Genomic DNA, 13371 nt, shown 5'->3' on the forward strand with positions numbered 1-13371 from the left:
TGTTAACGGAATAACACTACAAAGGTAACTTTAGAATTATTCTAAACAATGGTTTATTGGTGTTTTTTGCGTATTTTAGCAAAACTATAAACTTAAACCAGTAATAGCAATGGAAAAGAGCATAAAGGGAACAAAAACCGAACAGAACCTACTAAAGGCTTTTGCCGGTGAATCGCAAGCAAAGAACCGGTACACCTTTTTCTCAAAGGTTGCCAAGGAGGAAGGCTATGAACAAATAGCCGAGTTGTTCATGATAACCGCCATGCAGGAAGAGCAACATGCCAAACAGTTTTTCAAATTCCTTGAGGGTGGCATGGTTGAAATAACTGCTAGTTACCCTGCAGGTGTTATTGGCACTACTGCCGAGAACTTAAAAGCTGCAGCCATGGGTGAAAACGAGGAGTGGTCAAGCCTATACCCTGAATTTGCCAAGATAGCCGAGGAAGAGGGTTTCCCAAAGATCGCTACGGCTTTTAAATTGATTGCAAAGGTTGAAAAAGAACATGAGGAGCGTTACCGCAAACTGCTTGAACGGGTTGAGAGCGGAACTGTTTTTGAGCGCGAGGAGGAAATTGAATGGGTTTGTCGTAAATGCGGTTATGTTCATAAAGGGAAAAAGGCTCTAAAGAATTGCCCTGTTTGTAATCATCCTCAGGCATACTTTGAGGAAAAAGCCGATAATTACTAGTATGCCATTGATTATTTAGCCGCAGCCTTGCTGCGGTTTTTTTATGTTTAAGAACAATTAGTTGTGTATTAATTTAAAGCGTTTTAACTTTGCGCTTTAGAATGAACGTCTGAGTAAAATTAGGGGGATGGAAAACTCCAGAAGGTTTAAGATACTGATAGCTGACGACGATAATATTTCGGTAATACTGCTTACTAATTACCTAAAAAACATTGAAGCGGATTTCATTATTGCCCGCGATGGTGAGGAAGCCCTTACCCTTTTTGAGCAAAACACCGATGTTGACCTTATCCTTATGGATATTAAAATGCCCAAGCTGAACGGGTTTGAGGTCACAAAGCAGATAAAATCTAAAAATCCACACACAAAAATTATTGCCGAAACAGCCTTTGCCATGGTTGACGATGAGAAAAAGGCCGTAGAGGTAGGCTGTGATGCCTACATCACTAAGCCAATAAATGGCGAAAGGTTGGTGACTATGGTAAAGAGCATGCTGGGAGTTTAAGGTTTAGTTGGTAGTTGATAGTTGTTGGTTGATAGTTGGTAGTTGATAGTTGATGGTTGATAGTTAAAGAGTATCCATTCCCAATCATTCCCAATCATTCCGAGCATTCCGAGCATTCCGAGCATTCCGAGGATTCAGAGCATTCCGACTCATTCCGACTCATTCCACCCCATCCTCGTTGGGTTTACTATTCACTTTTCACTTTTCACTTTTCACTTTTCACTTTTCCTCTAACTTCCTCTAACTCCATCATATTCTCAATTCTTCTTTTCACGTTTCGCGGACTTCTTTTCATTTTTCTTTCTTACCTTTATGCCTCAAATTACATCTACGCCATGATACACGATGTGGTACTGCTTGGTGCGGGCAATTTGGCAACCTCGCTGGCTGTTGCGGTAAACAATGCAGGGTTTCCTATCCTTCAGGTTTACTCCAGAACCATGGAGAGTGCAAGTAAATTAGCAAACCTTGTTGGGACTGAGCCAATTTGCAAACTTGAGCGTTTGAAAACCAGTGCGAGTATCTATATTGTTGCTCTTCCCGATGATGTTACTGCCAGTATTGTATCTGTTTTGCCAGAGCTAAAGGGTTGTGTTGTTCATACTAGCGGTAGTACTCCCATGTCGGTTTTTGAGGGGTTGAGGGCTAAGGGGGTTGGCGTTTTTTACCCTTTTCAAACCTTTTCGCGGAGTAGGATAGTTCCCTTCAGTAATATTCCTATTTGCCTTGAGGCAAGTAACGATGAATGCTACGCTACCCTGGAGCAGTTTGCCTCAAAACTATCGGGAACTATTGTTCCCATGAGTTCAGAGCAGCGAAGGTGGCTACACCTTTCAGGTGTTTTTGCATGTAATTTTACCAACCACATGTTGGCTTTGGCATACCAATTAACCACGGAGCATCAGATTAGTTTTGAGGTTGTTAAACCTCTTGTGGAGGAAACCATTCGCAAGGCTTTTGAGGGGAATCCGGCACTTTACCAAACCGGACCCGCTGTACGTAACGATATTCAAACCATGGAGCGCCATGCTCAGATGTTGAAAGCATTTGGCTTGGCCGATTTGTACAATGAGCTATCTTTGAGCATTCAAAAATTGTCAGAAAGTGACAAAGGGTTAAAAAACCGTACATAGGCTTAATCTTTCTTTATGGTGGGTAAAAAGAATTTTAAGGAATTACTTAGTCATGTCAAGGCATTTGCCTTTGATGTTGATGGGGTGTTTACCGATGGTACAATTATCATTCACCCATCGGGTGAACTACTTAGAACATCCAACACACGCGATGGCTATGCTGTTCATGTTGCTATAGAACGTGGTTTTCCGGTGGCTATCATTTCCGGAGGCAAGTCCGAGGCGGTTCGCCAACGCTTTCAGGGATTAGGTGTAACCGATATCTACCTTGGTACTACCGATAAAATTGAAGCCCTTGAGGATTTTCGGTTTAAGTATGGGCTTGAACTCTCCGATATACTTTACATGGGCGACGATTTACCCGATTTTGAGGCTCTGAAACGAGTAGGAATACCAACCTGCCCAAGGGATGCAGCACCTGAAATACAGCAAATTTCAGCCTACATTTCGAGTTTTGCAGGAGGCAAGGGCTGTGTGCGCGATGTAATTGAGCAGGTGTTAAGGGTCAATGGAAAATGGGGCCCATCCGCAAGCGGGTTACAGTAAAAAACATTTGTGATATGCTTAAATACTTTCGATTAGTCCGGTTCAAGAACTTGCTGATTATTGCAGCAACCATGGTGCTGGTTAGATATATGATTATACAAACCATACTTTCAGGTTACGGATTAGAATTACAGATGCCAATTTGGTATTTTGTAGCCTTAGTCCTGGCAACCATGCTGGTTACAGCCGGTGGATACGTTATAAACGATTACTTTGATACTAAAGCCGATCTGATTAATCGCCCCGAAACGGTGGTTGTTGGAAAACAGGTAACCCGCCGGGGAGCAATTGCTTTCCATTTAGTGCTTACCATTCTCGGGATTTTTCTGGGCACGGTAGTTTCGTTTCGTGTGGGAAGACCAGTGTTTTCGTTACTATTCTTCCTTACTGCCGGTGTACTTTGGTTTTACTCAACTACCTATAAGCGTCAGCTGTTTGTGGGCAACCTGGTGGTTGCGTTTTTAACCGCAATGGTTCCGCTCATCCCCCTGATTTTTGAGTTCCCCTTGCTTGGAACCTTCAGCGATATCATTTTCATTTACCAGCTTAACATGAAGGTGATTGTTTACTGGGTTGGGGGGTATGCCTTTTTTGCCTTTATGCTTACTCTTGCTCGTGAAATTATTAAGGATATTGAAGATTTTGAAGGCGATACATCGCTTGGGCGAAACACAATACCCGTTCACTTTGGGGTCAAAACTTCAAAATTGATTATTGCTACAGTGTTGTCGTTAACCCTGATTGCCCTGTTAGTTGCCTTTTCGGCATATCTTTTTAAACTTTCAGTTAAGCCTTTCGATTATGTTTCGTTAGTTTACCTGGTGATATTCATAGTAATCCCCATTTTTATTTTGATTTTTAGCGTATTGCTTGCATCGTCCAAAAAGGATTACCATAGGGCAAGTTCGCTATGCAAGATTATTATGCTATTAGGGCTGATTTACACACTCATTTTCCGTTTTATAGTAAACCTGTAAAGCTTTTTTATTGATGTTGCTACATGAATTGCTCCAGGGGAAACGACTAGTTCTGGCATCTAAATCGCCTAGGAGGCGTGAACTGCTTAAAGGGCTTGATGTGGAATTTGAGATTTGGGATACAAATCACGACGATGAGGAGCCATTCCCTGCCAACCTGCCTTTGGCCGATGTGCCGGTTTACCTCGCAAAGCAAAAAGCTGCCCACTTAGCCGATAGGCTCGATGATAGCACAATCCTTATCACCTGCGATACAATTGTTATTTGCTGCAACCAAATCCTTGGCAAGCCAAAGGATGAATCCGATGCCCGTCGAATACTAAGCGCTTTGTCCAATAAGTCGCATACGGTTATTACCGGCGTGTGCCTTAAATCTAAAAATTCTGAGAGGGTTTTTGATGCTGCTACCGAGGTTCATTTCAAACGCTTAAGTATGGAGGAGATAGATTATTACATCAATAGGTATAAACCATACGATAAGGCTGGAGCTTATGGGGTGCAGGAGTGGATTGGATACGTGGGGGTTGAACGCATCGATGGTTCATACTTTAACGTAATGGGGTTACCCATTCATACGCTGCACTCGCAATTAATCTCTTTTATCAATTCACTGTCAAAGTAGAAAAATCCGAATAGCTATGAGAAAATCATTTTTGTTAATACTGCTTGCTTTGTCCCTTACTTTCAGGGGAATGGCCGATGAGGGCATGTGGATACCAATGCTTATTGGTAAAAATATTGCCGAGATGCAACGAATGGGCTTTAAGCTTACTGCTGAGGACCTTTATAGCGTAAATAAGGCAAGCCTTAAGGATGCCATAGTTCAGTTTGGCGGGGGCTGCACCGGTGAACTTATCTCGGCTGAGGGACTTCTGATTACAAATCATCATTGTGGATACCCTGAAATACAATCGCACTCAACGGTTGAGAACAACCTTTTAGCCAACGGCTTTTGGGCTAGGAGTAAAGCCGAAGAATTGCCAAATCCGGGTCTCAAGGTGAGGTTCCTTGTGCGAATGGACGATGTAACCAATTTAGTCCTGAAAAACATAGCCCCATCTATGACCGAGCAGGAAAGGGCAAAGAGCATTCAGCAGGTGGCCGATAGCCTAATTGCAAAAGCTGAAAAGGAAGGCATTGGTTACGAAGCTAGCATTCGTCCTTTTTACTATGGCAATCAGTATTACATGTTTGTTTACCAGGTGTTTGAAGATGTGCGCCTGGTGGGTACACCCCCTGAGTCAATAGGTAAGTTTGGTGGCGATACCGACAACTGGGTTTGGCCTCGCCATACTGGCGATTTCTCGCTATTTCGTATCTACGCCGATAAGAACAATAATCCAGCACCATACTCACCAAGCAATGTTCCCTACAAACCCAAAAAATTCTTCAAAATATCGATGAAAGGCGTTAACGAAGGCGATTTTACCCTTGTTTACGGCTTTCCTGGCCGCACTCAGCAGTTTATTACCTCCCATGCTGTTAGGTTGCTTATTGACCAAAGCAACCCCCATAAAATTAATCTGCGCGATATCCGCCTTTCAATTTTCAATAAGTTTACCGAGTCAAACGATACTATTGCCATTAAGTATGCGGCTAAGCATGCCCGAGTGGCCAATGCCTGGAAAAAGTGGATTGGTGAAACAATGGGGTTGCGCAGGTTAGATGCTGTTTCCAAAAAGCAGGAGCAGGAGAGTATGTTTGCTGCTTGGGCGGCTACAAACCCTGAACTTAAGGAGCGTTACGGTTGGTTACTTCCAACCTTTGATAGGCTTTACGCTGAGTTAGCTCCTCTGTCACTGGTTGTGGATTACCGCAACGAGGCGGTTTATGGGGTTGAAATGCTCAGCTTTGCATCGCGTTTTGAACGATTGTTGAGCATGGCTCTTGACCCCGGTGTTGATAAGGGGAAATTGGCTGAACAGCGTAATAAGCTAGTGGACTATGTTCGCGATTTCTTCAAGGACTTTGAGCTCAGTGTTGACAGGGAGGTTTTTGCTGCTATGATGCAGGCCTACTACGAGCGTATTCCCCAACAGCTTCAACCTGAATTTTTGGGTAAGTTCATCCTGCAGTCGGGTAATTGGCGGGAGTTGGCCAGGCAAATCTATTCCCAAACAGCTTTTGCCGATAGCGTAAGGGTTTTAACCCTTTTGAATGACATTGATAGCACCAATGCCCGTGAGTTCCTGAACGACCCAATCTTTAGCATCTACTTTGAGTTCGAAGACCTTTACCGTAAGAATGTGCAAAAACGCTACTTTGAAATTACCGATAGCCTGGATATCCTCTATAGAACCTACGTGGAAGGGTTAATGCGTATGCAACCCGATAAGCGATTCTTCCCCGATGCCAACTCTACCCTCCGTATTGCATACGGCAAGGTGGGCGGTTTTGCCCCGCGCGATGGTGTGGTTTACGACTACTATACCACTATCGATGGTATTTACGAAAAATCGCAGCAGCGCGATGTTCCCGATTACGTTCCGCCAAAACGGTTGATGGAGCTTTACCAGGCAAAGGATTTTGGCCCCTATGCCGTTAATGGAACTGTTCCGGTTGCATTTATCGCCTCAAACCATACAACTGGCGGTAATTCCGGTAGTCCCGTGCTCGATGCCGAAGGCAATCTTATCGGTGTAAACTTTGACCGCTGCTGGGAAAGCACCATGAGCGACGTAATGTTCGACCCCAACTACTGCCGTAACATCTCGCTCGATATCCGCTACGCGCTTTTTGTTATCGATAAGTATGCCGGTGCTAAAAATTTGATTAACGAGATGGTGATTTTGCAGTAATAGGTAAATATCAAGTATAAACTTAAACGCTTAGCTTCTATATAAAGCTAAGCGTTTTTTTCGTAATAGTTATTTTCTTGCCCTGTAAACCTTCCGCATGGTGTGCATAAAGCCCCTGGTACCGTAACCCTGGGCTATGAGGTTGAGGGTTTCGGTGCTATGGAGCGGGAAAATTGAGCCAAATAGTCCCTTCACCTGTGGAATGGTAAACATCAGGTCGTCCAGCGGGGTGGAGGGGCCAAGCATGTATATGGAGCATTGGGGGTTTACGGTTTTTACTATCCCATTGAATGTTCCATTGCTTAGGCTGGTTGAGGTGAGAATAACACAGTCGGCAACCGTGAGGTATTCGTGCTGTTTATCCATTGGGAGAACTGGCGCTTCGTGCTGGTCGATGTCGAAAACCAGGGGTTTGATACCCTTTGTTTGCAGCTTCTGAACCAGTGAGCCAAAGTAGCCTATCATCACCAGGTTTGTGTGCTTGCTAAAATCAACCGTGTCAAAAATATCACTAACCCCGTCGGGTTCTACAAGGTAGTTTAGAGTTGCGTTGGCAAATGCGTTAGCAGCAACCCGGCATTCTGCTTTATCAATGTCAAAATTTTCAAGGTTTGTGTGGTCTACCTTTTTACCTAATGTGGCGCATACACCTATTTGTCCCAGTCCGTTCTGAACTGCCACGTACTTTTCACCAAAGGTAAAATGCGCATCGCTAAAGGGGTTTATGCTCTTTGCCTTATCAAAAAGCTGTTCAAGTATATCGTAATTGTTGGCCATACACTAAATTTGTGGTTTCGCAATTTTTGCTGATGGAAATCGATAACCTAACTGAACGGCTAAAATACGCACTTCGTAAAAGCGAAGTGCAACAGCTGGCATCTTTTTTTTCTGCCATACCCAATGGAACTGATACACTCCTTGAGCTAAGCATGTCCAAAAATAGCCAGTTGGCTTTCCACGCAGCGTGGGTTCTGGAGAACTGCTTATTGGATAATACCTCGCTTTTAGATGCCCATGCCGATAGGTTACTGGCTGTTATTCCCAGTTTGCAAAACAACTCGGTTCGTCGCCATTTCTGCAAGCTGTTCAAAACATGGTTGGAGGGTAATCAAAATAAACTTACTGAATGGATTGAAGCGCGCAATAGCGAGGTTGAGGGATTGATTGAGGCTTGCTATAGCTGGTTGCTTAGTACCGATGTTCCCGTAGCAGTTAGGGTTCATTGCCTTGAAATTCTGTGGATTCTATCAAATCACTATGCTTGGATTGCCGAGGAGATGCCTAATACCCTTAGGCTTATTCAAATCGATTCAACTCCGGGGGTTAAAGCTATGGTTCGGCGAATAAAAAAGACAAGGGCAGGGAATGGTAAGGCTTGACATATATTTGGTGGAGAAAGGATTATGCCGCTCGCGCGAGCGCGCAAAAGCGCATATTACCGCAGGCGAGGTTCTGGTGAACGGGAAAAAGGTTACTAAACCATCGTTTGCGGTAGCCGAAACCGACTCTATTCAGCTTTCCATTAACCCCAACGATTTTTTTAGCCGCGGGGAACTTAAACTTCAAAAGGCTATTGACGATTTTGGGCTCAACTTCCAAGATAAACTGGTGCTCGATGTGGGGGCTTCAACCGGTGGCTTTACCTATTGCGCCCTAAAGCATGGTGCAAGGTTTGTTTGGGCTGTTGATGTTGGAACCAACCAGTTAGACCCAGAATTGATTAGCAATTCACGGGTCTGCTCTTTGGAAAAAACTGACATTCGAACCTTGGATATATCGGCATTGGGTACTAGGGTTGATGTAATTACCGCCGACCTTTCGTTCATTTCGCTTACGCAGGTAGCCCAATCGTTAGTGAAATTTCTTAAACCCGATGGGTTTATGGTTTTGCTCATCAAGCCACAGTTTGAAGCGGGAAAGGAAAATATTGGTAAAAATGGGGTGGTAAAGGATAAAAAGGTTCACGAGATTGTAATTGAGAACGTGGTAAAGTGCTTTGCTCAGCATAACATCTACCTGAATAGTATTACCTTTGCACCGCTCAGGGGTAAGGGCTATAATATTGAATACCTTGCCCTTTTTAGCAATTCCGTTAAAGACATGCCCAACGTTAAGGCTATAGTTGATACCGCTTTTGAAAATAACAGGCTTGATTAGTATGGCAAATAAAACGGGTTTCGATAGCTTTATTGAGGCTATTCTTTGGATAGTAAAAAACTTAGCGGTTGGAGCACTAATTCTTTTTATTTCGAGGTTAATATTTCTGTTTTCGTTTGCTAATTGGAACGACCTTAGTGGATTGTCGGGCGATATTGTTAGGGCTTTCACCGTGGGCTTAATGTACGATCTAAAAGTGCTTACTATTGCCCTGCTACCATGTTTGTTACTGGCTTTTGTTAGATTGATTTTTAGCGATAGGGTGGGGAACTTTTCAAAGTTTTTCAGGTATTACTCTACTGCACTTTTGATTTTAGTGGTGATGTTTGAGGTAATCAACTTTTACTTTTATAAGTTCTACTACACAAAGATTAGCGTAATAATTTTTGGTTTTTTTGAGGATGATACCTGGGCTGTTCTGGTTTCCATTTGGAAAGAATATCCCGTTATTCCAATCCTGGCGTTGTTTATAGTGTTGATTTGGGCTTTTAATAAGCTGTTCGTGCATCTTTATAAGCCCATAAGTTACAGCTTCAGTAAAAAGTTAAGGCCTATTTGGCTGCGAGTATTAATTGTGATTGCAATTTCGGGCTTATACTTTCTGGGGATGCGTGGACACATAGGCGTTACTTCGATTGATGGGCAGCATACAATCATATCGAAAAATATTTTTGTAAACACTTTGCCTGTTAATGGTCTTTTCAGCACAAAAATTGCGTGGACTGATAGGCAAAGGAGCCGGATTGACATCAATATCCCTAAGATGCTCAAGTCCTTAAAATTCAAATCAATAGAGGATGCTGCAAGTGCTTTTTATGGTTTAAAGGTCGATAGTGTAACAGCTGAAACCTTTTACACCACCACTCCTCAAAACCATTTTCTTGAAAATAATCCGCCACATGTGGTTTTTATCCTAATGGAAAGCATGAGCAACTTTTATATCGATATGCATTCCGATAGCTGCAACATGTTGGGTTCCCTTGCCGATGTTTTGGATAGCTGCTACCTATTCCGTAACTTTTTACCATCGTACTCAGGAACAATCTACTCCTTAGAAAGTATACTTGTAAACACTCCTAAAAGTCCGCTATCTCAGTCGCCTTATCAGAGCTTTTCATTTGATGCTTCGGCAGCAAAGCCTTTTTATGAAAAGGGTTTTACAAATATATTTTTAACCGGAGGTAAAATGGGTTGGAGGAACATGGATAAGTTTATACCACGCCAGTATTTTAATGCCATTGAAGCTGAACCAACCCTCAGGAAGCTATACCCCGATGGCAAGGAAGGGGAGTGGGGCATGCACGATGAGGTGCTTTTCCAAAGGGCTTTCGATGTGCTTGCAAATTCTAATGGCAAACCTTGCCTGATATTCGGTATGACCATCTCACACCATACTCCATACGACATTCCTGCCAGCTACCAGGGTTATCCCATTTCAATTCCAGAATGGGCGCGCAAACGCATGAAGTTCGACGAGGCAATAGTGTTGAAAGGGCTTAGGGCATACCAGTACGCCAATAGCTGTTTGGGCGATTTTATCAAACGTATTATTGCTTCCCCCCTTGGCGAAAAAACTATAATTGTAGCCACCGGCGACCACAATATCCGACAGAACTTTGAGTATCCGCAGGCCGATTTGTTTATGCAGTACTCTGTTCCATTACTCATCTATATCCCACCTAAATATCGTCCTAAAAATCCAATCAATACCAGGCGTTTTGCATCGCACAAGGACATTTTTCCTACCCTTTACAACCTTTCGCTTTCAGGTGCGCGATATCCAAACTTTGGAAACAACCTGTGTAACACCTATTGTGCAAACGATTTTGGACTTTACTGCTACAGCATTGCTGCCGATAGCCTCGGTCTGGTCGATTTTAGCTCAACCCCTTTGTTTTACCGGTGGAGCGATAGGGAACATCGTAAGCTTGAGCCAAGCAACTATTCACCCGATAAACATCTCGACTCGCTTATGTTGAGAGCTAAGGCGCTTACCGCATGTATGAACTACCTGCTTATTAAAAACATTGAGAAAAACAGGTAGGTTTGTTTAGGGGAATTGAAAATTTAGCTATTTTTATATAGGGCAATATCGCAAATGTTAAACAAAACATGCTGCGATACGTTTCTTATGCAAAATTCTTTATGCTATGTTACGTAAAACATTATTGCTTTTTATATCGATTATACTATTAAACCCACTCAGTGCCCAGGATAAGGGTATGATAAAGGGGAGAGTTTTTGATAGTAAAACCAACGAACCAATTCCATTTGCTACAGTAATTGTTTTTGGAAAAATTATTGGCACCACCTCTGACTTTGATGGCAATTTTATTATTGCCGGTCTGGAACCGGGGTGGGTTGAGCTACAGGTTACTGCCATAGGTTTTAAACCCTACATTTCCGAAGCAGTAATGGTAACCCGCTCAAAAAATATTTTTATCGATATTCCACTGGAGGAAATGCCCTATGAGATTGAGAGTGTGGTGGTAAAAGCATCGCCTTTTAGGCGAAGCGAGGAAGCCCCCCTTTCTTTACGCCGTATCGGTATCGATGAGATTGAGCGTAATCCGGGAGGAAACCGCGACATTAGCCGCGTTATTCAGTCGTTGCCGGGCGTTGCTCCCTCGCTTGCTTACCGTAACGACGTTATTGTTAGGGGTGGAGGGCCAAATGAGAACAGGTTCTATCTCGATGGTGTTGAAATCCCAAACCTGAATCACTTTGCCACACAGGGGGCTTCCGGAGGCCCAGTAGGAATCATTAATGTTGATTTTGTGCGTGAGGTAAACTTCTATTCTGGCGCTTTCCCCGCCTCAAAGGGCAACGCGCTTAGTTCAGTACTCGATTTCCGTCAGGTTGATGGAAACGGTGAGCGGTTAAAGGTTAAGGGAGCACTAGGAGCATCGGATTTAGCGCTGACCCTCGATGGGCCATTAAGCAATAATACTACCATGATTTTCTCGGCTCGCCGCTCTTACCTGCAATTCCTTTTCAACGCTTTGGGGCTTCCGTTTTTGCCCAACTATAACGACTTTCAGTTCAAGACTAAAACCCGTATCGATGCAAAAAATGAGATTACCGTAATTGGACTCGGTGCCATTGATGAGTTTGAGCTGAACCTGGGCTTAAAAAACCCCGATGAGTATCAAAGTTACATCCTCGGTTACTTACCTGTAAATACACAATGGAATTATACCCTGGGAACAGTTTACAAGCACTATGCTAGCAATGGCTACCATACCCTTGTGGTTAGCCGAAATATGCTAAACAACAGGCAGTACAAGTTTACGAATAACGATGATAACCTCCCCAAAATTCTCGACTATACATCGTGGGAGGCCGAAAATAAGCTACGCTATGAGCGCGATTTAGGGTTGAAAAATTTTAGTATAAATTTTGGAGCGGGTTTGGAGTATGCCCGATATTTTAACTCCACTTATAGAGCAAAGTTTGTTGGTGAAACCTTTACTCCCGATACTTATGAAACCAACATGGATTTGTTTAAGTGGAATATTTTTGGCCAGGTGAACAGAACCTTTTTCACAAAGTTAACGGTTTCGTTAGGGGTTCGGGCCGATGCAAGTAACTATTCAGCCGAGATGAATAACCTCTTTAAGCAGCTTAGCCCTAGGTTTTCAGCGTCGTATATGCTTAAACCCAATTTATTTTTGAATGCAAATGTTGGAAGATACTACCAACTGCCTCCATACACAGCCTTGGGGTTCGCCAACGCCACTGGCTCTTTAGTGAATAAAACAAATGGTTTGTCATATATCCAATCGGACCATCTGATGGCTGGTTTTGAATGGCAACCCAATGAGCAAAGTCAGATTACTGTTGAAGGTTTCCTGAAATTCTACGATAAGTACCCGGTTTCCATAAACGACTCGGTGTCAATATCAAGCAAAAGTGCCGACTATGGAACCTTTGGCGATGAGCCTTTAGTGTCCACAGGGAAAGGGCGAACCTTTGGGGTTGAGTTACTTTACCGAAATAAAAAGCTTATGGGTTTCAATACTCTCTTCTCATACACCTTGGTTAGAAGCGAAACTAGCTTAATGAATAGTAACCTAAAACCCTCTGGTAAATGGATTCCAACATCATGGGATAATCGCCATTTGGTTACACTTACAGCCACTCGTTCCTTTAAAAAAGGATGGGATTTTGGCTTCAAGTGGCGATTTGTAGGTGGCCCGCCGTACACCCCTTACGATTTAGCAACCTCATCGTTGATAGATGTATGGAATGTTCAGCGCCAGCCATCGCTCGATTACTCCCGTTTCAACAGTCTTCGACTGCAGTCGTTCCACCAGCTCGACATCCGTGTCGATAAGTCTTACTACTTTCAGTCGTGGATGCTGAACTTCTACGTTGATATTCAGAATGTTTACAACTTCCAGGGCGATAGGCCCCCGCTTTACACTACAGTTTCCGATACCAATGGTAATCCTGTGGTTGACCCAAACGACGCTACGCGATACCTGCTAAAGAAGATTGAGGGAACTGGTGGGGGAACTGTATTGCCTACCATTGGCGTAATTGTTGAATTCTAAAAAATGATAAC

General features: G+C 43.3%; 12 protein-coding genes. 11 read left to right on the forward strand and 1 reads right to left on the reverse strand.

The features are described 5' to 3' along the window. Positions 1 to 109: 109 nt before the first annotated feature. The 7 genes from rbr to WHS63_RS02595 all read left to right on the forward strand — a co-directional run bounded on the left by rbr (position 110) and on the right by WHS63_RS02595 (position 6647). Positions 110 to 688 carry a rubrerythrin gene (gene rbr / locus WHS63_RS02565; protein ID WP_445201930.1) on the forward strand — a complete coding sequence of 193 codons (579 nt, stop codon included), beginning with the start codon at positions 110 to 112 and terminating at the stop codon, positions 686 to 688. 127 nt (positions 689 to 815) lie between these two features. After that, positions 816 to 1193 carry a response regulator gene (locus WHS63_RS02570; RefSeq protein WP_445203758.1) on the forward strand — a complete coding sequence of 126 codons (378 nt, stop codon included), beginning with the start codon at positions 816 to 818 and terminating at the stop codon, positions 1191 to 1193. A gap of 56 nt (positions 1194 to 1249) precedes the next feature. Then, positions 1250 to 2326: a Rossmann-like and DUF2520 domain-containing protein gene (locus WHS63_RS02575; RefSeq protein ID WP_445203759.1), complete on the forward strand. Its 1077-nt coding sequence runs from the start codon at positions 1250 to 1252 to the stop codon at positions 2324 to 2326. Between the two features lie 15 nt (positions 2327 to 2341). Beyond that, positions 2342 to 2872 carry a KdsC family phosphatase gene (locus WHS63_RS02580; RefSeq protein WP_445203760.1) on the forward strand — a complete coding sequence of 177 codons (531 nt, stop codon included), beginning with the start codon at positions 2342 to 2344 and terminating at the stop codon, positions 2870 to 2872. A gap of 14 nt (positions 2873 to 2886) precedes the next feature. Continuing rightward, positions 2887 to 3849, forward strand: a complete 963-nt coding sequence (locus WHS63_RS02585) for a geranylgeranylglycerol-phosphate geranylgeranyltransferase (protein WP_445203761.1) — start codon at positions 2887 to 2889, stop codon at positions 3847 to 3849. A 13-nt stretch (positions 3850 to 3862) separates the two neighbouring features. Continuing rightward, positions 3863 to 4471, forward strand: coding sequence for a Maf family nucleotide pyrophosphatase (locus WHS63_RS02590; RefSeq protein ID WP_445203762.1), 609 nt, complete (start codon positions 3863 to 3865; stop codon positions 4469 to 4471). Positions 4472 to 4487: 16 nt separating this feature from the next. After that, positions 4488 to 6647: a S46 family peptidase gene (locus WHS63_RS02595; protein WP_445203763.1), complete on the forward strand. Its 2160-nt coding sequence runs from the start codon at positions 4488 to 4490 to the stop codon at positions 6645 to 6647. Between the two features lie 69 nt (positions 6648 to 6716). On the opposite strand, the gene WHS63_RS02600 is transcribed toward WHS63_RS02595, so the two are convergent. Continuing rightward, positions 6717 to 7424: a Rossmann-like domain-containing protein gene (locus WHS63_RS02600; protein WP_445203764.1), complete on the reverse strand. Its 708-nt coding sequence runs from the start codon at positions 7422 to 7424 to the stop codon at positions 6717 to 6719. 32 nt (positions 7425 to 7456) lie between these two features. On the opposite strand from WHS63_RS02600, the gene WHS63_RS02605 reads away from it, so the two are divergent. From WHS63_RS02605 to WHS63_RS02620, 4 genes are all read left to right on the forward strand, one after another. Next, positions 7457 to 8026: a hypothetical protein gene (locus WHS63_RS02605; protein ID WP_445203765.1), complete on the forward strand. Its 570-nt coding sequence runs from the start codon at positions 7457 to 7459 to the stop codon at positions 8024 to 8026. Next, positions 8013 to 8804 (forward strand): TlyA family RNA methyltransferase, encoded by a 792-nt coding sequence (locus tag WHS63_RS02610; protein WP_445203766.1) that lies wholly within the window; start codon positions 8013 to 8015, stop codon positions 8802 to 8804. Before WHS63_RS02605 ends, WHS63_RS02610 begins: the two co-directional genes overlap by 14 nt. A 1-nt stretch (position 8805) precedes the next feature. Then, entirely contained in the window at positions 8806 to 10848 is a 2043-nt protein-coding gene (locus WHS63_RS02615) for an LTA synthase family protein (protein WP_445203767.1), read from the forward strand. Positions 10849 to 10954: 106 nt separating this feature from the next. Next, positions 10955 to 13360 carry a TonB-dependent receptor gene (locus WHS63_RS02620; protein ID WP_445203768.1) on the forward strand — a complete coding sequence of 802 codons (2406 nt, stop codon included), beginning with the start codon at positions 10955 to 10957 and terminating at the stop codon, positions 13358 to 13360. Positions 13361 to 13371 lie beyond the last annotated feature (11 nt).

Source organism: Tenuifilum sp. (assembly GCF_037481895.1).
In the GTDB taxonomy this organism is placed as follows: Bacteria; Bacteroidota; Bacteroidia; order Bacteroidales; family Tenuifilaceae; genus Tenuifilum; species Tenuifilum osseticum.

What these genes read in the sequence shown, in the direction of transcription:
- rbr (WP_445201930.1), top strand. Translation starts at nt 110, where the DNA reads ATGGAAAAGAGCATAAAGGGAACAAAAACCGAACAGAACCTACTAAAG.
- WHS63_RS02570 (WP_445203758.1), top strand. Translation starts at nt 816, where the DNA reads ATGGAAAACTCCAGAAGGTTTAAGATACTGATAGCTGACGACGATAAT.
- WHS63_RS02580 (WP_445203760.1), top strand. Translation starts at nt 2,342, where the DNA reads ATGGTGGGTAAAAAGAATTTTAAGGAATTACTTAGTCATGTCAAGGCA.
- WHS63_RS02585 (WP_445203761.1), top strand. Translation starts at nt 2,887, where the DNA reads ATGCTTAAATACTTTCGATTAGTCCGGTTCAAGAACTTGCTGATTATT.
- WHS63_RS02590 (WP_445203762.1), top strand. Translation starts at nt 3,863, where the DNA reads ATGTTGCTACATGAATTGCTCCAGGGGAAACGACTAGTTCTGGCATCT.
- WHS63_RS02595 (WP_445203763.1), top strand. Translation starts at nt 4,488, where the DNA reads ATGAGAAAATCATTTTTGTTAATACTGCTTGCTTTGTCCCTTACTTTC.
- WHS63_RS02600 (WP_445203764.1), bottom strand. Translation starts at nt 7,424, where the DNA reads ATGGCCAACAATTACGATATACTTGAACAGCTTTTTGATAAGGCAAAG.
- WHS63_RS02605 (WP_445203765.1), top strand. Translation starts at nt 7,457, where the DNA reads ATGGAAATCGATAACCTAACTGAACGGCTAAAATACGCACTTCGTAAA.
- WHS63_RS02610 (WP_445203766.1), top strand. Translation starts at nt 8,013, where the DNA reads ATGGTAAGGCTTGACATATATTTGGTGGAGAAAGGATTATGCCGCTCG.
- WHS63_RS02615 (WP_445203767.1), top strand. Translation starts at nt 8,806, where the DNA reads ATGGCAAATAAAACGGGTTTCGATAGCTTTATTGAGGCTATTCTTTGG.
- WHS63_RS02620 (WP_445203768.1), top strand. Translation starts at nt 10,955, where the DNA reads ATGTTACGTAAAACATTATTGCTTTTTATATCGATTATACTATTAAAC.